General features: G+C 69.1%; 20 protein-coding genes and 1 other RNA gene. 14 read left to right on the top strand and 7 right to left on the bottom strand.

Annotation, left to right across the window (positions count from 1 at the left end; genetic code table 11):
- Nucleotides 1-194 precede the first annotated feature (194 nt).
- The 5 genes from ACXRVZ_RS00265 to ACXRVZ_RS00245 all read left to right on the top strand — a co-directional run bounded on the left by ACXRVZ_RS00265 (nucleotide 195) and on the right by ACXRVZ_RS00245 (nucleotide 6,478).
- Nucleotides 195-1,970 (top strand): serine/threonine protein kinase, encoded by a 1,776-nt coding sequence (locus ACXRVZ_RS00265; protein WP_457421604.1) that lies wholly within the window; start codon nucleotides 195-197, stop codon nucleotides 1,968-1,970.
- A 12-nt stretch (nucleotides 1,971-1,982) separates the two neighbouring features.
- Complete coding sequence (locus ACXRVZ_RS00260; protein WP_457421606.1) at nucleotides 1,983-4,370, top strand: protein kinase domain-containing protein; 2,388 nt, start codon at nucleotides 1,983-1,985, stop codon at nucleotides 4,368-4,370.
- A 329-nt stretch (nucleotides 4,371-4,699) separates the two neighbouring features.
- Nucleotides 4,700-5,068, top strand: coding sequence for a DUF4398 domain-containing protein (locus tag ACXRVZ_RS00255; protein ID WP_457421608.1), 369 nt, complete (start codon nucleotides 4,700-4,702; stop codon nucleotides 5,066-5,068).
- Nucleotides 5,069-5,085: 17 nt separating this feature from the next.
- Nucleotides 5,086-6,021 carry an OmpA family protein gene (locus tag ACXRVZ_RS00250; protein ID WP_457421610.1) on the top strand — a complete coding sequence of 312 codons (936 nt, stop codon included), beginning with the start codon at nucleotides 5,086-5,088 and terminating at the stop codon, nucleotides 6,019-6,021.
- A 37-nt stretch (nucleotides 6,022-6,058) separates the two neighbouring features.
- A complete protein-coding gene (locus tag ACXRVZ_RS00245) occupies nucleotides 6,059-6,478 on the top strand; it encodes a hypothetical protein (protein WP_457421612.1) in 420 nt (139 codons plus the stop codon).
- A 299-nt stretch (nucleotides 6,479-6,777) separates the two neighbouring features.
- Here ACXRVZ_RS00245 and ACXRVZ_RS00240 read toward each other — a convergent pair whose 3' ends face one another.
- From ACXRVZ_RS00240 to ACXRVZ_RS00225, 4 genes are all read right to left on the bottom strand, one after another.
- On the bottom strand, nucleotides 6,778-8,934 hold the full coding sequence (locus tag ACXRVZ_RS00240; protein WP_457421614.1) for a prolyl oligopeptidase family serine peptidase: 2,157 nt from the start codon (nucleotides 8,932-8,934) through the stop codon (nucleotides 6,778-6,780).
- Nucleotides 8,935-9,063: 129 nt separating this feature from the next.
- An RNA gene (ffs, locus tag ACXRVZ_RS00235) (signal recognition particle sRNA small type) lies at nucleotides 9,064-9,160 on the bottom strand.
- A gap of 10 nt (nucleotides 9,161-9,170) precedes the next feature.
- On the bottom strand, nucleotides 9,171-9,557 hold the full coding sequence (locus tag ACXRVZ_RS00230; protein ID WP_457421616.1) for a SirB2 family protein: 387 nt from the start codon (nucleotides 9,555-9,557) through the stop codon (nucleotides 9,171-9,173).
- Between the two features lie 4 nt (nucleotides 9,558-9,561).
- Entirely contained in the window at nucleotides 9,562-10,671 is a 1,110-nt protein-coding gene (locus tag ACXRVZ_RS00225) for an AIR synthase-related protein (protein ID WP_457421618.1), read from the bottom strand.
- Nucleotides 10,672-10,716: 45 nt separating this feature from the next.
- Here ACXRVZ_RS00225 and dnaX point away from each other — a divergent pair, with 45 nt between their 5' ends.
- From dnaX to ACXRVZ_RS00205, 4 genes are read left to right on the top strand one after another with little or no spacing between them, the layout of a single operon-like run.
- Nucleotides 10,717-12,615, top strand: a complete 1,899-nt coding sequence (gene dnaX, locus ACXRVZ_RS00220) for a DNA polymerase III subunit gamma/tau (RefSeq protein WP_457421620.1) — start codon at nucleotides 10,717-10,719, stop codon at nucleotides 12,613-12,615.
- A gap of 10 nt (nucleotides 12,616-12,625) precedes the next feature.
- Nucleotides 12,626-12,952, top strand: a complete 327-nt coding sequence (locus ACXRVZ_RS00215; protein ID WP_394483923.1) for a YbaB/EbfC family nucleoid-associated protein — start codon at nucleotides 12,626-12,628, stop codon at nucleotides 12,950-12,952.
- 3 nt (nucleotides 12,953-12,955) lie between these two features.
- Nucleotides 12,956-13,537, top strand: a complete 582-nt coding sequence (recR, locus tag ACXRVZ_RS00210; RefSeq protein WP_457421622.1) for a recombination mediator RecR — start codon at nucleotides 12,956-12,958, stop codon at nucleotides 13,535-13,537.
- An 11-nt stretch (nucleotides 13,538-13,548) separates the two neighbouring features.
- Complete coding sequence (locus ACXRVZ_RS00205) at nucleotides 13,549-13,941, top strand: MAPEG family protein (RefSeq protein WP_457421624.1); 393 nt, start codon at nucleotides 13,549-13,551, stop codon at nucleotides 13,939-13,941.
- Here the strand turns inward: ACXRVZ_RS00205 and ACXRVZ_RS00200 are convergent.
- Nucleotides 13,938-15,551 (bottom strand): transglycosylase SLT domain-containing protein, encoded by a 1,614-nt coding sequence (locus tag ACXRVZ_RS00200; protein ID WP_457421626.1) that lies wholly within the window; start codon nucleotides 15,549-15,551, stop codon nucleotides 13,938-13,940. The genes ACXRVZ_RS00205 and ACXRVZ_RS00200 overlap by 4 nt on opposite strands.
- The gene (gene gloB / locus ACXRVZ_RS00195; RefSeq protein ID WP_457421705.1) at nucleotides 15,548-16,342 is read right to left on the bottom strand and encodes a hydroxyacylglutathione hydrolase; all 795 of its coding nucleotides are present in this window, start codon (nucleotides 16,340-16,342) and stop codon (nucleotides 15,548-15,550) included. The genes ACXRVZ_RS00200 and gloB overlap by 4 nt, the downstream gene beginning before the upstream one ends.
- A gap of 34 nt (nucleotides 16,343-16,376) precedes the next feature.
- Here gloB and ACXRVZ_RS00190 point away from each other — a divergent pair, with 34 nt between their 5' ends.
- The 5 genes from ACXRVZ_RS00190 to dcd all read left to right on the top strand — a co-directional run bounded on the left by ACXRVZ_RS00190 (nucleotide 16,377) and on the right by dcd (nucleotide 21,847).
- On the top strand, nucleotides 16,377-17,093 hold the full coding sequence (locus ACXRVZ_RS00190) for a class I SAM-dependent methyltransferase (protein WP_457421628.1): 717 nt from the start codon (nucleotides 16,377-16,379) through the stop codon (nucleotides 17,091-17,093).
- Nucleotides 17,086-17,550: a ribonuclease HI gene (rnhA, locus tag ACXRVZ_RS00185; protein WP_457421630.1), complete on the top strand. Its 465-nt coding sequence runs from the start codon at nucleotides 17,086-17,088 to the stop codon at nucleotides 17,548-17,550. The genes ACXRVZ_RS00190 and rnhA overlap by 8 nt, the downstream gene beginning before the upstream one ends.
- A gap of 38 nt (nucleotides 17,551-17,588) precedes the next feature.
- Nucleotides 17,589-19,610, top strand: coding sequence for an amidohydrolase family protein (locus ACXRVZ_RS00180; RefSeq protein ID WP_457421632.1), 2,022 nt, complete (start codon nucleotides 17,589-17,591; stop codon nucleotides 19,608-19,610).
- On the top strand, nucleotides 19,607-21,166 hold the full coding sequence (locus ACXRVZ_RS00175; protein ID WP_457421634.1) for an ABC transporter substrate-binding protein: 1,560 nt from the start codon (nucleotides 19,607-19,609) through the stop codon (nucleotides 21,164-21,166). Before ACXRVZ_RS00180 ends, ACXRVZ_RS00175 begins: the two co-directional genes overlap by 4 nt.
- 114 nt (nucleotides 21,167-21,280) lie before the next feature.
- Nucleotides 21,281-21,847 (top strand): dCTP deaminase, encoded by a 567-nt coding sequence (gene dcd, locus ACXRVZ_RS00170; protein ID WP_457421636.1) that lies wholly within the window; start codon nucleotides 21,281-21,283, stop codon nucleotides 21,845-21,847.
- Between the two features lie 5 nt (nucleotides 21,848-21,852).
- On the opposite strand, the gene ACXRVZ_RS00165 is transcribed toward dcd, so the two are convergent.
- The gene (locus ACXRVZ_RS00165; RefSeq protein ID WP_457421638.1) at nucleotides 21,853-22,254 is read right to left on the bottom strand and encodes a GFA family protein; all 402 of its coding nucleotides are present in this window, start codon (nucleotides 22,252-22,254) and stop codon (nucleotides 21,853-21,855) included.
- Nucleotides 22,255-22,304: the final 50 nt, after the last annotated feature.

Here is a 22,304-nt window from a genome sequence, read left to right as displayed (position 1 = left end):
TTATGTCGCAGCTACAAGGTCTGGAGTCAGCTGACCGGCTTAGGTTCACTTCGTGCGCTGATGCACACAAGCCATCGATTGCAGGATGAGCCGGTGGAAATCCGTCGCATTTCGCCGCTTCTTTCAGGTTCCAGCCAGCTGGCGTGGAGTCCAATGCAGCGGCAACAATTGTTATCACCTCGCTCATATCTGCTGTGCCTGAAACCAGTCCTGCCGCCACGCCGCTGAGAAGCTTCGGTCGCTTCGAGCTGCGCGCCCTGCTCTCCAAGAGCGCGCGCAGCCTGATCTGGCGCGTCTTCGACGCCCGCCACGGCCAGGAGCTGATGCTGTGCATGCCGCGCGACAAGCCCAACAGTGCCTCCGCGCTGGAGCACTGGCTGCGCATGGCCCAGGCCGGCGGGCGCGTGCACCATCCCAATCTGGCGCCGGTGTTCGAGATCGGCCAGGTCGAGAACTGGCCCTATGTCGCCTACGACCGCGCCCTGGGTGAGACGCTGGACGAACGCCTGGCGCGCCAGAACGCACCCCTGCCGCTGGACGCCGCCGGCTGGGTGGCCCAATTGCTGGAGGGCCTGGCCTTTGCCCACGAAGCCGGCCACGCCCACCGCGACCTGCAGACCGCCAGCCTCGTCATCGACGCCAACGACAAGGTGCGCCTCGTCGGCCTGGAAGTCGCGCAGGAGGTCTTCCCCGCCACGGTGGACTTCAACGCCGTCACCCGCCGTGCGGTGCGCGAGTCGGCCGAGGAAGACGTGCTCTGCGTCGGCCTCATCCTCAACCGCATCCTGAGCGGCAAGCCGGTGCTGGAAGAGAACGACCTGCAGCACGTCGTGCAGCAGATGCAACCCATCGGTCGCGAGATGGTGCGCCTGGGCTGGGAGACGCCTCACCCCATCCCCGACCCGCTGCGCGCCATCTGCAACCGCGCCACCGACCGGCAGTTGCGTCAGCGCTACCACCTGGCGCGCAGCTTCTGGCGCGCGCTGGACGGCTGGCGCCAGGCCGCCGCCTACGACGACGGCGGCCCCGTTGTGCTGCTGCTGGACAAGCTGCAGCGCCAGGGCCACCTGCCGACGACGACCACGGGCATGCATCGCTTCACCGGCGGCTCAGGCATGGAGAGCCAGCACGCCAGCGCGCTGGCCGACCTGGTGCTCAAGGACATGGCGCTCAGCCTGGAGCTGGTGCGCCGCGTCAACAACGCGTTGAAGCAGAGCGGCCACCAGGGCGAGACCGTGCTGAACATGCAGCGTGCCATCCAGATGCTGGGCCTGGAGGGTCTGCAGCTGGCGGCCAATGCGCTCAAGCCCTGGCCGGGGCCGCTGGCGCCGGTGGCGGCCGAGATGCTGCGCCAGGTGATGGCCCGCGTCACCAAGGCCGCCCAGGTGGCTCAGGCGCTGCGCCCGGCCGGCTATGACGCCGAGGTGGTCTACCTCATCACCGTCATGCAGAACCTGGGCCGGCTGCTGCTGCAATATCACTTCCCGGACGATGCCCAGCAGATCCGCCAGCTGATGGTGCCGCCCGAGCCGACCGAGGAGCAGCCCAATCCGCCGTCCCTCAGCGAGCAGGCTGCCGCCTACGCCGTGCTGGGCTGCGACCTGGACGCGCTGGGCACCGCCGTGGCCCGCCACTGGGGCCTGGGCGACGAGCTGCTGCAGATGATCCGCCGCCAGCCGCTGGACGCGCCCGTGCACCCGCCGCGCAGCGACGCCGACACGCTGCGCCTGACCTGCGGCCTGGCCAATGAACTGATCGACGCGCTGGCCCTGCCCGAAGCCAAACGCCGCCCGGCCGTCGAAGCCGCGACGCGCCGCTATGCCAAGCCGCTGGGCCTGGGCCTGCGCGAGGTGATGGAGGCGCTCAACCCCGGCGCGCACAAGCCGGGCCAGCCTTCTCCGCCACCCGCCGCTGCGCCGGCCACCGAGCCGGGCTCCCTGCGCAACCGCCTGGCCGGCCGCAGCTCCTGAAGTAACTCCGCCATGGCCGACGACCTGCCTCCCCAGCTCGGCCGCTTCCGGCTGCTGAGCCGCCTGGGCGAAGGTGCGCAGGCTACCGTCTGGCTGGCCCATGACCCGCTGCTGGACCGCGAGGTCGCCGTCAAGCTGCTCAACCCCCAGGGCGTGGAGGCCAGCGAGCCCGGCAGCGTGGACGAATGGCTGCACGAGGCCCGCGCCGTCAGCCGACTGACGCACCCCAGCATCGTGCCGGTCTTCGAGGCCGACACCCAGGGCGGCCACTCCTACCTCGTCTTCGAATACGTCACCGGCGGCACGCTGAGCCAGCGCCTGCGCGCTGGCCCGAAGCTGACGGCGGCCGAGGCCGTCACGCTGCTGCTGGGCGTGCTGGATGGCCTGACCGCTGCGCACGCCGCCGGCCTGGTGCACCGCGACCTCAAGCCCAGCAACATCCTCATTGACGCGAGGGGCCGCGCGCGGGTCATGGACTTCGGCATTGCCGCCCGGGTGTCACCGGCCACGAACGCGCCGACACGCATCGTCGGCACACCCGGCTACATCTCGCCCGAGGCCGCTGCGGGCGCGCCGCCGCACCCGCAGATGGACGTGTTCGCCGCCGCCGTCATGCTGGCCGAAATGCTCAGCGGCCAGCGCCTCAACCATGACAGCGACCCCTGGCGTGCCGTCCAGCGCGTGCAGACCGTCGACCTCGTGCTGCCCTCGGGCCTCGCCAGCGACGTGGACGACGCGCTGCGCGCCATCGTGCAGCGCGGCTTGGCGCGCAGCCCCACAGCCCGCTGGCCCAGCGCCGGGCAACTGCACGCCGCGCTGAGTGCCTGGCTGCGCCCCGTGGCCGAGCCCGATGCCGAAGCGCAGGACGCGCCGGTGCTGGACTTCCTGCTGCGCCGCATGCGCCACAAGAGCGACTTCCCGGCGCTGTCGGACGCCATCACGCGCATCCAGCGACTGACGCAGTCCGAGAACGAGAGCCTGGCCAGCCTGTCCAACGAGATCCTGAAGGACGTGGCGCTGACGCAGAAGCTGCTGCGCATCGTCAACACGGCCGCCTACCGGCACACGGGCGGCGGTGGCATCAGCACCATCTCGCGCGCCGTCGCGCTGATCGGCTTTGCCGGCATCCGCAATCTGGCGCTCAGCCTCGTGCTGCTGGAGCGCATGGAGAACAAGGGCCACGCCCAGCGCCTGCGCGAGGACTTCCTGCGCTCGCTGATGGCCGCGTCGGTCGCGCGTGAGCTGTGCCTGAGCGAACGCGAGGCCGAGGAGGCCTTTCTCGGCGCCATGCTGCACCACCTCGGCCGCACGCTGACCGAGTTCTATTTCCCTGAAGAAGCCGAGACCGTGCGCCGCCTCGTCAGCCCCGCAGGCGACGGCGTGGCGATCACGGAGGCCGCCGCCTCGGCGCAGGTGCTGGGCATGAGTTACGAGGCCCTGGGCCTGGGCGTGGCGCGCCAGTGGGGCCTGCCCGACAGCCTGCAGCGCGCCATGCGCCGGCCTGGCGGTGAGGCGCCGACCAAGCTGATCGACGATGCCGCCGAGCGCCAGCGCTGGCTGGCTCGCGCGTCCAACGACATGGCTGACCTCATCCTGCACACGCCACCGGAGCAGGCGCATGCCAAGGTCAAGGCCCTGGCGCAGCGCCATGCGCGTGCGCTGGGCATCAACGCCGAATCCTTCGAGAAGGCTGCCGACACGGCGCGCCAACGCCTCACGCAGATGACCGAGGCGCTGGACATGCGCCTGCCGCAGAACTCCAAGGCCCAGCGCCTGCTGGCGCCGCTGACGCCGTCGGTGCACGACTCGCTGACCGCCCACGAGCTCACGTCGACGCTGGTGCTGGAGCGCACCGAGGTCCTCGGCGCGCCGCTCAATGCGCAGCAGGCCAGCGAACTGTTGGCCGCGGGCATCCAGGAGATCACCGACGCGATGGTCAACAGCTTCCAGCTCAACGCCGTGCTGCGCATGATCCTGGAGACCATCTACCGCGCCCTGGGCCTGCGCCGTGTCATCTTCTGCCTGCGCGATGCGCGCGGCCAGACGCTGACCGGCCGCCTGGGCGTGGGCATGGACGTCGAGCGCCTCGCGCCGCTGCTGCGCGTGGACCTGACCCACCAGCCGCCCGACCTGCTCGCCGCTGTCTGCTTGAAGGGCGCCGACACCTTGATCCAGGACGCCCGCGCCGCCAACATCGCCGCGCGGCTGCCGAGCTGGTTCAAAGGCGAGATGCAGGCACAGAGCTTCCTGCTGCTGCCGCTGATGCTCAAGGGCGCGCCCCTGGGCCTCATCTACGCCGACCATGCCCAGGCTGGTGCCGTGCAACTGGGCGACAAGGAGCTCTCCTTGCTGCGCACGCTGCGCAACCAGGCCGTGATGGCCTTCCGGCAAGTCAAGTAACGAGCCCCTCGCCCAGTCTTGCCGCGCTGGACGCGGGCAAGCCTGGTCGGTCCCCCTGGGGGAGGGCGATGCATGCGGCATTGAGCCGCACGCACATCGCCCGCGGGCCGGCTTGGGAGCGGCCCGGCGCTCGGCCCGCGTTTACAGACCGCCCTACGGGGGCGTAGGGGCTGTCCCACAACGTGTGGGGCCAGGCGCCGACCACGCACGCGGCCGTCTCCGACTGGGGGCGGGACCGCCAGCGCGAATACTGGTCTGGCAGCCTGCAGACCCGAACTGATTCGGTGAACGAGCTTCATCGACAGTCAAAACACAACCAGGAGTCCCCCATGAATCCGCATTCGATAACAAGGAATTGCCGGGCAGTTCTTGTCGCCTGCGCCGCCCTCGCACTGGCGGCCTGTGCCTCGACACCCGAGCCCAAGGAGCAGCTGGCTGTGGCCAACGCCTCCGTCGACAACGCCGCCGGCAACGCCGCCGAGGCACCTGCTGAGCTGTCTACCGCCCGCGACAAGCTGGCCCGCGCCAACGCCGCCGCTGCCCGCAAGGACTACGTGGCCGCCCGCCAGCTGGCCGACGAGGCCGCGGCCGACGCAGCGCTCGCTCAGGCCACGGCGCGCACCGCCCGCTCCAGCCGCGCTCTCGCCGAAGTGCGCGAAAGCATCCAGCAGCTGCAAGCGCAGCTCAACCGTTCCTGATTTCGGAGACAAGCACCATGAAAACCATTGCCCGCCTGACCGCCCTGGCCGCTGCTGCCGCCCTGTTCGCCGGCTGCGCCAGCGCCCCCACCGTCACCCCTGCGCTGCAGCAGGCACGCGCCAATGTGCGCAGCGCCGAGTCCGACCCGGCCGCGCTGAAGTACGCCTCGCTGGACGTGAAGAAGGCCGGTGACTCGCTGCGCCGTGCCGAGCAACTGAGCGCCAGCCGCGAGTCGCCTGCCGACATCGACTCCGCCGCCTATATCGCCTCCACCCAGGCTCGCACGGCGTTGGCCCTGGCCAAGGCCGCGACCGAAGAAGAAGCCATCAAGTCTGCTGAAGCTGACCGCGAGCGCGCCCGCGCCGACGCCAACGCGCGCCGCGCCAACGTCGCCCAGAACCAGGCCGCCAACGCGCAGATGGCTGCGGCCAACGCCAATGCCGACGCCAGCGCTGCCCGCCAACAGGCCACCGTTGCCCAGGCTGATGCCGCCCAGGCGCAGACCCAAGCCGCCCAGGCCCAGGCACAGGCTGCCTTGCTGGCCCGCGAACTGGCCGATCTGCAAGCCAAGCAGACCGACCGCGGCATGCTGGTGACGCTGGGCGACGTGCTGTTCGAGACCGGCCGTGCCGAGATCAAGCCCGCCGCGCAGAACGCCATCGGCAAGCTGGCCAACTACCTGAAGGAGCATGCGGACCGCCGCGTGCTGATCGAGGGCTTCACCGACAGCACCGGCAGCGATGCGACCAACCTGACGTTGTCGCAGCGCCGCTCGCAGGCTGTCGCTGACGCGCTGCGTGCCCAAGGCGTCGACCCTGCTCGCGTGGCCACACGCGGCTACGGCGAGCAGTACCCGGTCGCCAGCAATGCCAGCACGTCTGACCGCGCGATGAACCGCCGTGTCGAGGTCTACATCTCGAACGACAACCAGCCGGTTCGCGCTCGCGGTTGATTTCGGCCCAGCGCCGCTTCCCTTGAAGGAGATTGCGATGAACACTCACCGATGTCACTCCGCCGCCACGTGGCTTGGCGCTGCGCTGCTCGCCTTGAGCGGCGCCGCCCAGGCAGCACCTGCGGCCAAGCACGTCGACCCCCTGCGCATGCAATACGAGCGTGAACGGGCCGACTGCATCACCGGCAAGACCAGCCAGCCGCGCAACGTCTGCTTGCGCGAAGCCGGGGCGGCCTATGCCCAGGCCCGCCAGGGCAAGCTGATCTCGCCGGGCGATAGCGCCGATCAGTGGGCGACTAATGCGCTCAAGCGCTGCCTTGCCCAGCCTGTTGAGGACCGCGAGCTTTGCGAGCGCCGCGTCCGTGAAGGCCAGGTCGTCGGCAGCGTCGAGGGCGGTGGCCAACTGAGCACGCTGACCGTGCGCTCGACGGACATCCCGAAGTCGCCTGGCAGCTGATCGCCGCCTCAAGGGCCTCAAGGCCGGCCGGACCGCAGACGATGCGATCCGGCCGGTTTTTCAACCTAGGTCCGGCAGTTGGGCGCGGCCGAGGGGCTGGCGAGGCGGGCTGTTGGCAAGGCGCGCCGACGCAGTGGGCCCCTGCCCACAAGGAGAAGCAACGCAGCCAGCAGCCCGAAGCGCCAGACCAGCGGGCGTGCAGCGCTTGTCACCGAAGTGGTGAACAGCGCAAAGTGAGCAAGGTGTTGATGCGCCAAGACTCTCGATGACTAGCGAGCGGTCAACTGCCGGATCTAGGTTCAATTGGCGGGGTATTTCATGCCGAGCTGATCGAACAGGAAGGAGTAGATGTCGGCCGTCTGATTCAGGCGGATGGACAGCGAGCTGCCCATGCCGTGGCCGGCGTGGGCGTTGATGCTCAGCAGCACCGGCCGGCCTGAGGCGGTGGCGGCCTGCAGCCGCGCGATCATCTTGCGCGAGTGCATGGGGTTGACGCGCCCGTCGGTCTCGCCGGTGGCCATGAAGATGGCCGGGTACTTCGCGCCGTCCTGCACATGGTGGTAGGGCGAATAGGCATGCAGCGCCTTGAGCTGCGCGGGGTCTTTCACGGTGCCGAACTCGGTCACGTTGAAGGCGCCGTTCGGGTCCAGCTCCACGCGCAGCATGTCGTAGATACCGACCGTCGAGACGACGGCGCGGAACAACTCGGGGTGCTGAGTGAAGACCGCCCCCATCAGCAGGCCGCCGTTGCTGCCGCCTATTGATCCCATGCGCGCCGGCGTCGTGTAGCCCTGGCCGACGAGATACTGCGCCGAGGCCGCGAAATCGTCGAAGACGTTCTGCTTGTTGGTCAGCGCGCCCTGGCTGTGCCAGGTCTCGCCGAACTCGCCGCCGCCGCGCAGATTGGCGATGACGTAGACGCCGCCGGCATCCAGCCACATCCTGATGGACGGGCCGAGGAAGCGCGGCACCAGGCTGACGCTGTAGCCGCCGTAGCCGTTCAGCAGCAGCGGGTTGTGGCCGTCGAGCTTGACGCCCTTGCGGCGCACGATGTTCAACGGCACACGCGTGCCGTCCTTGGATGTGGCGAACTCGCGCACCACCTCCACGTCGCCGAAGGACACCGGGCTGGTCTGACGCAGCAGCGTGGGCGTGGCCGTGCCGCTGGCCTCGTCGATGCGAACGAAGCGGGGCGGCTCCAGATAGGTCTTCACCGCCACCAGCAGGCTGCCGTCGTCCAGCGCCGCCAGTTCATCCACCGCCGACACCTTGGGCAGCGGCAGCGTGCCATTCGGTTTGCCGTCGAGGTCATAGACGGCCACCTGGGACGGCCCACCCACCATCTGGCGCAGGTAGATGGCGCGCTTCGTGATGGTGATGGACGCCGCGCCGAACTCGCCGCCGGGCTCCAGCGCTGCTTCGGACTCCGGCACGATGGTCTGCGCGTGATCGAGCGCCAAGTCGCTGAGCGGCAGCTTCAAAAGCTTGCCGCGCGGGGCGCCCTGGCGGGAGATGAGGTAGAGCGCGTTGGCTCCGAGGGCCGCGCCGACGATCTTGTCCTCGAAGCGCGTCACCTGGCGCGTCGTGCCGTCCTTGCCCAGCAGGTAATGGGCAAACTCGCCGCCGTCGCCGTTCGCCACGGTCGCGACGACGGCCCATTTGCCCGTGCCGGCATGCAGCGCGATCTCGGCGACCTTGGGGAAGTCCTTGCCCAGCACATAGGCGTCCTTGGCGGGATCGTCGCCGATGCGGTGGTAGTAGATCTGCTGGTAGAAATGGTGGCGCTCGGCCGGCTCGCTGGCCGCCGGATAGCGCGTGTACCAAAAGCCCGAGCCGTCATCCCGCCAAGCCACGCTGCCGCCGCCGGTGGGGTATTGCACGCGTGGAATGACCGGGTCCACGGTCTTGCCCGTGGCCACGTCCAGGATGTGCAGCGAGCCGTCCTCGCTGCCGTTCTCCGACATCGATACCGCCACCAGCTTGCCTGTGGGCGAGGGCACATACCAGTCGATGGCCGTGGCGCCCTTGGCATTGAGGGCGTTCGGGTCCAGCACGATGCGGGCCTTGGCGGGGTCGGCGTCCTGGCCGAGCACGGCCAGCATGGGCTGTTGCTTGGGTGGCTGGTTGTACAGCGCGAACAGCTGGCCGCCGGCGGCGTGCAGGTCGAAGTAGCTGCTTGAGCTGGCCGTCGCCTGCTTCATCAGCCGGTCGAACATGGGCTTGCGGGCTGGCAGCTTGTCCAGATACGCGCGGGTGCGCTTGTCCTGCGCGGCGCTCCACTGCTTCACTTTCGGGTCGGCGGCGTTTTCCAACCAACGGTAGGGGTCGCTGACGGTCACGTCGCCGTAGACATCGGTGACGGGCTTGACTGCCGTTGCCGGCGCGCCCTTGTCAGCGGCCTGGGCCAGCAGCGCGGCCGCGCCGAGTGCCAGGCCCAAGCTGAGTCGGGCCAGCATTGCGAGTCTGTCGTTGCTTTTCATCGCGTCCCCTTGAAGTGCGCCGCGAGCCTACGCCCATCACGGGCGGGCGGCACCCATGCTTGATGGGATGCCACGGGCATCAGGGCGACGACTTGAGGAGGGGAGGGTGACGAGCCTGACCCCGGCACTGGTTGCAACGCTTAGGGCTGCTTGGTTCCCCACCTGACCCGGTTGGGCGCGCTTCCATGCGGGGAGGCCCGTCGAGCGAGATTCTAACCGGCCAGGAACGCCCTATTGATCGACAGGTCCATCGCCAACGCCAGCAGCGCCAGAGCGGTGACATAGCCCAGCAGATGCAGGCTCGCGCGGCTCATGGCCCAGTGGCCGCAGACGACGTACCCGATGAGGGCGATGAGCTTGACGCCCAGCCACCAGTCGCGCACCGGGCTGTAGCCGATGGCGCCCCACAGGCTCAGGCCGGTGACCACGAGGCAGGCGTTGACGCCGAAGACGAGCACCAGCAGGCGTGCGTCCTTGGCGATCTCGTGCGCGCGCGGCGTGCCGAACTGGAACACCAGGCCGCGCATGAAGAACAGGGCCACACTGCACCAGGCCAGCAGCACATGCCACTGGACCATCTGCGTGTAGAACCACGTCACGGGTTTAGCGCAACGCCAGGTCGTCTTCGCTGAAGCGGATGCCCAGCGGCTCGATCAGCAACTGCTTCTCGCCCGCCTCGACCGTGCCGGCCACCCAAGCCTCGATGCCGCAGTCGCGCGCGACCTGGGCCGTGCGTTCTGCGTCTTCTGCCTTCACGAAGATCGCGAAACCAGCGCCCATGTTGAGCGTGGAGTAGGCCTCGCGGTCGTCCTGGCCGGCTTGGCTCTGGATGAACTCCAGGATCGCCGTTTTCGGTGGCACGGTGTGGATGCGGTAGGTCAGCTGGCTGGGGTGGCGCAGCAGCTTGCGCCAGCCGTGGCCGGTGATGTTGGCGCAATAGTGCGGCGCAATGCCGGCCTTCCACAGCGCCTCCGTCACGGGCGAGTACAGCGCCGTCGGTGCCAGCAGCGCCTCGCCATAGCTCAGGCCGGGTGCGATCTCGGTCAGATAGCCGCTAGGCAGGCGCTCGGCGAGCTTGCGGGCCAGGCTCAGGCCGTTGGCGTGGATGCCGCTGGAGGCCAGCAGCACGATGGCGTCACCGGCACCGAGCTTGTCGCCGACCGACAGCCGTTCCTTGGGGTTGATGAGGCCGGTGCAGGAGGCTGCCAGGTCGATGCGACCGTCTTCGACGATGCCGGCCAGCGCCGGTGTCTCGCCGCCGCCCCAGGCGACCTGGCAGGTGTCGCAGGCGGCCTTCCAGCCGGCCACCAGGGCCTGGGCGCGCTGGGCGTCGCCGAACCAGTCGCTGCCGCCGGCGGCCCAGTAGGCCTGCACGACCAGCGGCGTGGCGCCGACGGTGATCAGGTCATTGACTGCCATCGCGATGGTGTCCTGCGCGATGCCGGCAAAGAAGCTCTTGCCCGTCAGCTTGGCCATCTCATCGGCCACGAGCGTCTTGGTGCCCAGGCATTCGACGATGGAGGCCAGGTAGAACGGCCCCACGTCCACAACATAGGCCGACTCGCCGCGCGAGGCCTTCACTTCGGTGAAGCCGTGGCCGGCAAGGTGGGAGGCGGTGGCGGCGGCGGCGCGCTGGGCCGTGATCTTCAGCGGGTCGATCAGGTCGTAGTTGACGCCGGCTTGGTCGTAGGTGAGGGGGGCTTGCGAGGTCATGGGGCGGGATTATCCGCGGTGACCCCGCCCATAGAATCATCGGCTATGAGTTATCAGGTCCTGGCCCGCAAATACCGTCCGCAGAGTTTCGAGCAGCTCGTCGGCCAGGAGCACGTCGTGCAGGCCCTCGCCAACGCCTTGACGCAAGGGCGCCTGCACCATGCCTACCTGTTCACCGGCACCCGCGGCGTCGGCAAGACGACGGTGTCGCGCATCCTGGCCAAGAGTCTCAATTGCGTCGGCGCCGATGGAACCGGCGGCATCACGGCCCAGCCCTGCGGCGTCTGCCACGCCTGCCGCGACATCGACTCGGGCCGCTTCGTCGACTACGTGGAGCTGGACGCGGCGTCCAACCGCGGCGTCGAGGAGATCTCGCAGCTGCTGGACCAGGCCGTCTACAAGCCGGTGGTCGGGCGCTTCAAGGTCTACATGATCGACGAAGTGCACATGCTGTCGAACACCGCCTTCAACGCGATGCTGAAGACGCTGGAGGAGCCGCCGGACTACCTGAAGTTCGTGCTCGCCACGACCGACCCGCAGAAGGTGCCCGTCACCGTGCTGTCGCGCTGCCTGCAGTTCAACCTGCGGCCGATGGCGGCGGCGGATGTGCAGATGCACCTGGGCAATGTGCTGGGCGCGGAGAGCGTGCCGGCCGAGCCGGGTGCGCTGCGGCTGCTGTCGCGGGCGGCGCGGGGCTCGATGCGTGACGGCTTGTCGCTGACCGACCAGGCGATTGCCTTCGGTGCCGGCTCGCTGACCGAGGCGGGCGTGCGCCAGATGCTGGGCAGCGTGGACCGTGGCCATGTCGTGGCCATCGTCGATGCGCTGGCGGCGGCCAGCGGCGAGGCGGTCGTGGCCCAGGCCGATGCGCTGCGCGGCGCCGGCCTGTCGGCCGCCGGCACGCTGGAGGATCTGGCGACGCTGTTCCAGCAGATGGCGCTTGCGCAGGCCGCGCCGACGGCGCTGGACGATGCCGACAACGAGACCGCCGAGATCCGCCGCCTGGCCGCTGCGCTGCCGGCCGACGAGATCCAGCTGATGTACAGCATGGCCTTGCATGGCCGCGCCGAGCTGCATCTGGCGCCGGACGAATACGCCGGCCTGTTGATGGTGTTGCTGCGCATGCTGGCGTTTCGCCCCGTCGGCACCAACCCCAGGCCGGTGAAGGCTGCGGCGCTGGTGCGGCCGCCATCCGTGGCCAAGGCCGTGGTGGCGGTGCCGCTGCCCAGGATGGCGCCGCCGGTTGCGGTGGCCGCCCCCGTTGTCGCACAGGTCGCGGCTCCTGTGGTCGCGCCAATTGCTGCGCCAGTTGCCGCGCCCAAGGCCTTCGCGCCGGCGCCGGTCGTCGCTCCGCCCCGGGCGGCCGAGCCGGCCGCAGCGAGCTTCAGTGATCGCCTGCGGCCCAAGCCCGTCGAGCATGAGGCCATGGCCGAAGACGGCATGGACCTCGACGGCCCGCCGCCCGACGATGCGCCGCCGCCGTGGATGGAAGCCGACGACGCGCCGGCCGCAGCACCGGCTGCCCGCGAATCCGATACCCCACGCCGCGCCGTGCTGGTCGAATCGCCAGAAGGCGCGCTCTGGGCCGAGCGCATCGCCGCCCTCAACCTGCCGGGCATGACCGGCGAGCTGGCGCGCCAGGCCCAGGCGCTGGGCTGCGTGACCGCCGATGGCCGGGAGGTCTGGACGCTGCGCGTTGAGCGCGAATCGCTGCGCCAGCCCACCCTGGTCGCCAAGCTCGAAGCGGCGCTGGATGCGCGGCTTGACGTTGAAGCCGGCGTTGCCGAAGACTCCATTGCGTTGCGCACGACTGCCCGTGCCGACGCGCAGCAGCGCGCGGCCGAAGACCTCGCCCAGCAGCACCCGATGACGCGCACCTTGCTGGCCCAGTTCCCCTCGGCCCGCATCCTGCCGGGCTCGATCCAACCTCTGATCACCACCTAAGGAACACACCATGATGAAAGGCCAACTCGCCGGTCTGATGAAGCAGGCCCAGGCGATGCAGGACAACCTGAAGAAGGCGCAGGACGAACTCGCCACCATCGAGGTCGAGGGCCAGAGCGGCGCCGGCCTCGTCAAGGTCGTCATGACCTGCAAGAACGAAGTCCGCCGCGTGACCATCGATCCCAGCCTGCTGGCCGATGACAAGGACATGCTGGAAGACCTCGTCGCTGCCGCCTTCAACGACGCGGCCCGCCGCGCCGAGGCGACAAGCAGCGAGAAGATGGGCAAGCTGACGCAGGGCATGCCCATGCCCCCCGGCATGAAGTTCCCCTTCTAAACCTTGACGGCGCTCGAGACCCTCATCGAGGCGCTCAAGCGCCTGCCCGGCGTGGGCCAGAAGTCGGCCCAGCGCATGGCCTACCACCTGCTGCAGCATGACCGGCCGGCCATGCCGCGCCTGGCCGACGCGCTGACGGCGGCCGGCGAGAACATCAAGCATTGCGAACGCTGCCACACCTTCAGCGAGGCGCCGATCTGCGGCGTCTGTGCGGACGCCGAGCGCGACGCGCGGCTGCTCTGCGTCGTCGAGACACCGGCCGACCAGGCCGCACTGGAGCGCACAGCGTCCTACCGCGGCTACTACTTCGTGCTGCTGGGCCGGCTCTCGCCGCTGGACGGCATAGGCACGCGCCAGATCGGCGCGGCCGAGCTGCTGGCGCGCGCGTCGGAGGACGGTGTCGAGGAAGTCATCCTGGCCACCAGCTTCACCGCCGAGGGCGAGGCCACCGCGCATGTGCTGGCCGAGGCGCTGAAGGCGCGCGGCATCAAGTCGACGCGGCTGGCGCGCGGCGTGCCGGTGGGCAGTGAACTCGAATACGTGGACCTGGGCACCATCGCCCATGCCTTGACCGACAGACGCTGAAAGACACCCCGATGACCATAGCCCAACTCTGCCTGCTGGTCGCCTGTGCCCTGCCTCTGGGCTGCTCATGGCTGGCGAAGTCCAGGGGTTTCGGCAAGCGTCGCCGCGACGGCGGCTTCGACAACCACCAGCCGCGCGAGTGGCTGGCCCGGCTGGACGGCTGGCAGGCGCGCGCCAACGCGGCGCAGGCCAACAGCTGGGAAGCCTTGCCGATCTTCATCGCAGGGCTGTTCGTCGCCCACCAGCACCAAGCGGCACAGGCCACGGTGGACGCGCTGGCGGTGGGATTCCTGTTCGCGCGCCTGGCCTATGTCGGCCTCTATCTCGCCGACCAGGCCACGCTGCGCTCGCTGCTGTGGCTCGGCGGCATCGGCGCCAGCGTGGCGCTCTACTTCGTCGCTTAGGGCGCCGCCGACGCGACCACGTTGTTGCGGCCCTTGCCGCCACGGTCCTTGGCGAGGGTGCGCGGCGCGGCCGGCTTGGCGGCGCGCGCGGTCACGGTCTTCGCCGTCTTGTTGGTCTTGCCCTTGGCGACCGGGCGTGCGGCCACCGTGGCCTTGGCCACCGACGGCTGCCAGGCGGTGTAGACGACGACCGCCTGGCCCGGCTTGAAGCGGGCCGAGTTGCCGACCTTGTTCCACTGCGCCACCTGCTCGGTGCGGACCTTGTAGCGGGCTGCGATGGTGCTGACGGTGTCCGCCTTGCCAGCCTTGAGGCTCACGCGACGCAGCGGCGGCGCGTCGGGCGCGAGGTTGAGGCTGGCGCTGTCTGCCAGGCGTTCGGAGACGTCGTCGTGCACATGCGCGCCGCGTGGCACCAGCAGCGTGGAGCCGGCCTTGACGACCATCTTGGGCGGAATGCGGTTGACTTCGCGCAGCGCCGACTCGGCCATGCCTGTGCGCTTGGCGGCTTCCGACGGGCTCATGGTCTTGGGCACGACCCAGGCCGTCCAGGTGGCCAGCGGGCCACCATGGCGGGCCAGGTTCTCGGCAAAGGCGCTGGCCTGGTCATAAGGCAGCAGCACCTGCGAGGTGGCGGCGGCCAGGATGACAGGCTTGTTCATCTGCGGGTTGAACTGCTGGAAGGTCTCCAGCGTGATGCCGGCGAGCTCGGCGGCCAGCGCCACGTCGATGTCGCGCTCGATCTTCACGCTCAGGAAGTAGGGGTGGTTGGCCACCGTCGGCAGCGCCAGCGCGTAGCGGTCGGGGTGGAGGACGATGTTCTTCACGGCCTGCAGCTTGGGCACGTAGTAGCGCGTCTCGTCCGGCATCTTCAGGCTGGCGTAGTCGGTCGGCAGGCCGAGCTTTTGGTTGCGCGCGATGGCCTTGCTCACATTGCCCTGGCCCCAGTTGTAGGCAGCCAGTGCCAGGTGCCAGTCGCCGAACTGCTTGTGCAGGCGGCCGAGGTAGTCGAGTGCGGCACGGGTGGAGGCCAGCACGTCGCGGCGGTCGTCGCGGAAGATGTTCTGCTTCAGGTCGAAGTCGCGGCCCGTGGCGGGCATGAACTGCCACATGCCGGTGGCCTTGGCGCTGGACACGGCGTGCGTGACGAAGGCGCTCTCGATGAAGGGCAGCAGGGCCAGCTCGGCGGGCATGCCGCGCTTCTCGACCTCGTCGACGATGTGGAAAAGGTAGCGGCTGCCGCGCGTCGTCATGCGCTCGACGTAGTCGGGCCGGGCGCTGTACCAGCCCTCGGCCTTGCGCACCCAGTCGTCGTCCAGGTCCTGCAGCTGGAAGCCGGTGCGCAGGCGGGCCCAGAGGTCGGCGCTGGCATCGGGCGCGTCGAGGTCGATCTTCTCGCCGGGGCGGAGGTTGTCTTCCAGCAGCCCGGCGGCCACGGCGCGCACGGCGACCGGCGTCGCGGCGGGTTCAGACGTGGCACTGGCCTGGGCGAGCAGGGCAGGTGAAGAGGGTGGTGTGGCCGGCGCTTCGTCCAGCGGGGGCGGGGTGGTGGTGGCGCATGCGGCAAGCAAAACGGCCAACACGAGAGGAGAGAGTCGGTGAATCAGCGTCATCGGAATCCGTTCTTCCATTCGCGCAGCGTGGCGAAGACGTCGACCGGGCTGGGCGCGGTCGGGAGTTTCAGGGGCGCATGGCGCCGCGCGGCCTCGCGCAGCGCGGGGTCGGCGCAGCGCAGGAAGGGGTTGATGCGGGCTTCGGTGCCGACGCGGCCGGGCAGCGTCGGCCGGCCGGCGGCGCGCTCGGTCTCGCACCAGGCGGTGTAGGCGGCCAGCGCCGCGTTGGTCGGGTCCACCTCGCGCGCAAAGCGCAGGTTGGACAGCGTGTATTCATGGGCACAGCAGACGCGCGTCTCGGCCGGCAGCGCGGCCAGGGATTGCAGCGAGGCGTGCATCTGCGCCGGCGTGCCTTCAAACAAGCGGCCACAACCGGCGCTGAAGAGCGTGTCGCCGCAGAAGAGCAGGGGGTCTGCGCCTGGCACTTCAGCGAAGTAGGCGATGTGGCCGGCGGTGTGGCCGGGCACGTCCATGACGGCAAAGCGCAGGCCCAGCAGCTCGACCGTGTCGCCGCCCTGAATCCAAGTTGCGGCGCGCGTCACGGGCTCCGGCATCTTCTCGTGGGCCGGGGCGTAGATGGGGCCTTGCAGGCGCGGGCGCAGCGCGTCGACGCCGCCGACGTGGTCGGCGTGGTGGTGGGTCAATAGAATGCCGGCGAGCGTCAGGCGGCGGGCGTCGAGGGCTGCGGCCACCGGAAGCGCGTCGCCGGGATCGACGACCAAGGCCTCACGGCCGTTGTCCAGCAGCCAGAGGTAGTTGTCGTCGAAAGCGGGGAGAGGCGTGAGCGTCAACGTGAGCGTCACCAGTAAAGGGTCGATTATAGATTTGGCAGCCTGGCTGCAGACCCCGCCGGGCAGATACCTGCTGGGCTGGGAGCAGGCCCAGGTCGACGTGGCCGTGGCCGACCTGTTCGGCTTCCACGCGCTGCAGCTCGGCATGCCCGAACTGAACGGTCTTCAAACCAACCGCATGCCGCATCGCTGGCTGGCCGGCGTAGACCTGCATTGCGACTTCGAGGCCCTGCCTTTTGACAGCGCCAGCCTGGACCTGGTGCTGCTGCCGCACTCGCTGGAACTCGCCGGCGACGCCCATGCGCTGCTGCGCGAGGTGGAGCGCGTGCTGCGGCCCGAGGGGCGGCTCATCGTCTTCGGCCTGAACCCGGCCAGCCTCTGGGGCCTGCGCCAGAACCTGGGCCGGTTCAGGCGCCGTGGCCAGCCGTATCTGCCCGATCTCGGGCCGGACGGCGAGTTCATCGGCTACTGGCGGCTGCGCGACTGGCTCAAACTGCTGAGCTTCGAGGTCGAGGCGGCGCGCTTTGGCGTCTACCGCCCGCCGCTGCGCAGCGAGGCCTGGCTGGACCGCTGGCAGTGGACCGAGGGCGTGGGCTCGCGCTGGTGGCCGGTGCTGGGCGCCGTGTATTTCATCCAGGCGGTCAAGCGCGTGCACGGCATGCGCATGATCGGTTTGGCCAAGAACTCGCGCGCGGCGGCCAAGAAGTCGCCTGCCGTTGCGCTGAACAACAACCACAAGAAGCATGACTGAAGCCACCAAGCCTGCCCTCGCCATCAAGCGCCCGCAGGTCACCATCTACACCGACGGCGCCTGCAAGGGCAACCCGGGCCCCGGCGGCTGGGGCGCGTGGCTGCACAGCGCCGGACACGACAAGGAACTCTTCGGCGGCGAGCGCGAGACGACCAACAACCGCATGGAGCTGATGGCGCCCATCGAGGCGCTGGCCTCGCTCAAGCGCAGCTGCGATGTCGTCGTCTACCTGGACAGCGAATATGTGCGGAAGGGCATCACCGAATGGATCATCAATTGGCAGCGCCGTGGCTGGAAGACAGCCGACGGCAAGCCGGTGAAGAACGCCGACCTGTGGCAGCGGCTGGACGCGTTGCGCAAGCTGCACACCGTGGATTGGCGCTGGGTCAAGGGCCATGCGGGCGACCCGGGCAACGAGCGGGCGGACATGCTGGCGAACAAGGGTGTGCCACGCTAAGTACAGTGCGCTCCACCTAAACGTCCCGGGGATCGCCCATGAAGCTGTTGCCCACCCTGCTGGCCGCGCTGTTGATGACGGCTGGCGCGGCCCAAGCGCAGACCCAGACCTACACGGTCCTCTGCGTGAAGACGCCCTGCGGCCATCTGAAAGCGACCGAGAGCGCCGGCAAGCTGGAGACGGACTACAGCTATCGCAACAACGGCCGCGGCCCTGACCAGAAAGAGACGCTGGAGTTCGCACCCGACGGCGCCTGGCTGGCCTACCGCACCGAGGGCGTGGCGACTTACGGCGCGCGCATCGCCGAGAGCTTCGAACGCAAGGCCGATGGCAAGGCCGTGTGGCGCTCGCCCGTGGACAGCGGTGAGCGGCCCGGCCTGGCCCGCGATGCCGTCTACCTGCCCGTGCAGGGCAGCCCGGCCTGGGCCGCGCGGCTGGCGCAGAGCCTGCTCGCCGCCAAGACGCCTCGCACCGAGGTGCTGCCCGCAGGGCGGCTGTCCATCGAGCGGGTGCAGCGCCTGCCCGTGCCGGGGCAGGCCTACGAGATCGGCCTCTACGCCATCACCGGCATGGAGCTGGAGCCCAGCTATCTGTGGCTGCGCGAGGACAACCGCGCCCTCTTCGCCAAGGTCGATCCCGGCTGGGGCGGCACGGTGCTGCAAGGCTTCGAGGGCGAACTGGACCGCCTCGGCGATGCGCAGAAGGCCGCGCAACTCGCCCATCTGCAGCGCATCGCCAAGGAGCTGCCGCAGCCGCTGCCTGGGTTGACCGTCATCGAGGGCGTGCGCTGGTTCGACTCGCAGGCGGCGCAACTCCGCGGCCCGTCCGACGTCTATCTGCAGGAAGGCCGCATCGCCTTCATCGCCAAGCCCGGCAGCCTGAAGACGGCCGCGCCGGCCCAGCGCATCAGCGGCAAGGGCCGCACGCTGCTGCCCGGTTTCGTCGACATGCATGCCCACGTCACGCCGGGCGACCTGCTGCTGAACCTGGCTGCCGGCGTGACGGCGGTGCGCGATGTGGGCAACAACAACGCCGAGTTGGCGGAACTGCGCGGCCGTATCGAGCGCGGTGAGGTGCTCGGCGCGCGCATCTCTGCCAATGGCTTGATCGAGGGCAAGAGCCCGTTCTCGATGCAGGCCGACTTCGTGCCCGACAACCTGGAGGGCGCCCTCGCCGCCATCGACTGGTATGCCGCCCACGGCTACCGCCAGCTCAAGCTCTACAACTCCATCCGTCCCGAGTGGGTCAAGCCCATGGTGGCCCGGGCGCGCGAGCTGGGCTTGCGCACCGGTGGCCATGTGCCGGCCTTCATGACGGCGGCCCAGGCCGTCGAGGCGGGCTACGACGAGCTGCACCACATCAACCAGGTGACGCTGAACTTCCTCGTCGGCAAGGGCGACGACACGCGCACGCTGCTGCGCTTCAACCTCGTCGGCGACAAGGCGGCCGACCTCAAGCTCAACGACCGCCGCACACAGGACTTCATCGCGCTGCTGAAGAAGAAAGGCACCGTCGTCGACGCGACGATGACCACCTTCGAGGCCACCTACACCCAGCGCCAGGGCCAGCCCAGCCCCAGCTACGCGATGGTGGCGGCCAACCTGCCGGCCGTCGTGCAGCGCAGCTTCCTGTCGGCCGAGGTCGACATGGACGACGCCAAGGCCAAGCGCTGGGGCACGAGCTGGAAGGTCATGATGGACTTGCTGCGCCGCATGCACGCGGCCGGCATCCCGCTGGTGGCCGGCACCGATGCGACGGCCGGCTTCGCCTTCCAGCGTGAGCTGGAGTTGTATGTACAAGCCGGCATCCCGGCCGCCCAGGCGCTGAAGATCGCGACCTGGAACGGCGCCAAGTACAGCGACCGGCTGGGTGAGATTGGCAGCATCGAACGCGGCAAGCGCGCCGACCTGCTGCTGGTGGATGGCGACCCGGTGGCCGACATCCGTGCCATCCGCCGCGTGGCCTTGGTCATCCAGGGCGACAAGGCGCTGTCACCTGCCGCGCTCTACCAATCCATGGGCATCCTGCCCTTCGTACCCGCCGCCGAGGTCTTGAAGTGAGACGGCTGGCCGCGCTGCTGCTTGCGCTGCCCCTGCTGGCCAGCGCTGACACCACGCTGCGCTTCTGCGCCGCCGGCAGCCCCAAGACCTTCGACCCGTCGATGACCGACAGCGGCATCGACCACGTCGCCCACCTGCCCATCTTCGGCACGCTCGTCGAGATCAGGCGCGGCACCGACCAGTTCATCCCCGGCCTCGCCGCCACCTGGACGATCAGCCCCGATGGCCTGGCCTACACCTTCGACCTGCGGCGCGGCGTGGCCTGGCAGTCCGGCGACGAGTTCAAGCCCACGCGCGAGTTCAATGCCGACGACGTGCTCTTCACCTTCGGCCGCCTGCTCAACCGTGACAGCGCCTTCGCCAAGGCCTTGCCTGGCGTGTCGCCCTATGTCGCGTCCTACGGTTGGGAGAAGCTCGTCCAGAAGGTCGAGAAGCTCGGCGAGCACCAGGTGCGCATCACGCTGGCCGAGCGCGACGCGTCCTTCCTGCATGCGCTGACGCTGGCCTTCGCGGCCATCCAGTCGAGCGAACTGGGCGCGCAACTGCTCAAGGCCGGCACGCCGCAGCGCATCGCCCAGCTGCCCATAGGCACCGGCCCCTTCCAGCTCAAGAGCTTTCGCCTCGACAGCATCATCCGCTACACCAAACACCCGGACTGGTGGCGCAAGAACGAGGTGCCGCGCGCCGACCAGCTCGTTTTCGCCATCACGCCCGACGCCAACGTGCGCTCCCAGCGCCTCAAGCGCAACGAGTGCGACATCGCCTACCCGGTCGGCCCCATCGAGCAGGCCGAGCTGAAGAAGGACCCCGCCATCAAGTTCGCCACGACGCCGGGCATGAACGTGGGCATCCTGGCCTACAACACCAGGCGCCCGGCCACTGCGAAGCTGGAAGTGCGCCAGGCGCTGGACATGGCCATCGACAAGGCGGCCATCCTGCGCACCGTCTACGGCGGCGTCGGCACGCTGGCCACCAGCCCCATCCCGGCCGCCAACTGGGCGCATGACGCCACGCTCAAGCCCGTGCCGCATGACCCCGCCAAGGCCCGCGCGCTGCTGCAGAAGGCCGGCGTGCTGCCGCTCACGCTCACGCTGTGGGCCATGCCGGTGGTGCGCAACTACAACCCCAACGGCCAGCTGATGGCGCAGATGATCCAGGCCGACTGGGCCAAGGTCGGCGTCACGGCGCGCATCGTCACCTACGAGTGGGGCGAGTACCTGCGCCGCATCGATGCCGGCGAGCACGACGCGGCGCTCGTGGGCTGGAACGGTGACCCCGAACCCGCCGGCACGGCAGGCCAGCTCGCCTGCGGCGCGGCCAGCGGCACCTTCTGGTGCAATCCGGCCTACGACAAGCTGCTGGCCGAGGCCCGCCAGGCGTTGAAGCAGGACGAGCGCAAGGCCATCTACGCCAAAGCCCAGCGCCTGGCGATGGAGCAACTGCCCTGGACCCCCATCGCCTACGGCCAGCCCGCCGTGCCGGAGCGCGCGTCGGTCAGGGGCTTCATCCTTGAACTCGACGGCAGCATGTATTTCGACGGGGCCCTGCCGAAATGAGACCACCCCGTACCGGCTTCGCCGGTCCCCTCAAGGGGCGCAGCCGATGGCCCGGCAAAGCCGGTTCCATGGCAGCCGCTTGGGAATGCACTACGGATTTCTAAGAGGATCAATATGAGTATCAAGAGCGACAAATGGATCCGCCGCATGTGCGCGGAGCACGGCATGATCGAGCCCTTCGAGCCCGGCCAGGTGCGCGAGCAGGACGGCCGCAAGATCGTCAGCTACGGCACCAGCAGCTATGGCTACGACATCCGCTGCGCGCCCGAGTTCAAGGTCTTCACCAACATCCACAGCACGGTGGTGGACCCAAAGAACTTCGACGAGAACAGCTTCGTCGACATCAACAAGGACGTCTGCATCATCCCGCCCAACAGCTTCGCGCTGGCGCGCACGATGGAGTACTTCCGCATCCCGCGCAACGTGCTCACCGTCTGCCTGGGCAAGAGCACCTATGCCCGCTGCGGCATCATCGTCAACGTCACGCCCTTCGAGCCCGAGTGGGAAGGCTATGTGACGCTGGAGTTCAGCAACACCACGCCGCTGCCGGCCAAGATCTACGCGGGCGAGGGCTGCGCCCAGGTGCTGTTCTTCGAGAGCGACGAGGTCTGCGAGGTCAGCTACAAGGACCGCAAGGGCAAGTACCAGGGGCAGGTCGGGGTCACATTGCCCAAAGCCTGAGCCGACTACTGCTGAGGCGACCCTGGCACGTCACGCAGTTCGTCCACCCACGGCTGCTCGGAGTGCTGCCAGACCTGGCGACCCGGCTTGAGCTGGGCGCGCTGCTCGACGCAGCCCAGCCGGATCCCCAGCGCCGTGGGGTTCTCGGCTGATGTGCCCCACAGCGCCGTGCCGCAGTCTGCGCAAAACACCTGCGCTCGCCGGTTGCCGCTCTGCGCGACCTTGATGTAGCTCTTGGGTGTGCCCTTGAGCAGCGAGAAGTTCTCGATGGGCACAGGAATGATCGCCCTGAAAGGCGCGCCGGACATCACCTGGCAGTCCGTGCAGTGGCAGACCACGACGCGTGACGTGTCGATCTCGGCCGTGAACGCGATGGCGCCGCAGTGGCAGGCTCCGTTGATCTTCATGGGCGTGGCTCCAAATGCGGCTGTCTGAACGCCGCGAAGCATGCCACCAA

The sequence above is a fragment of the Roseateles sp. P5_E8 genome (genome assembly GCF_054177665.1).
This window is presented reverse-complemented; position numbering and strand designations above follow the sequence as displayed.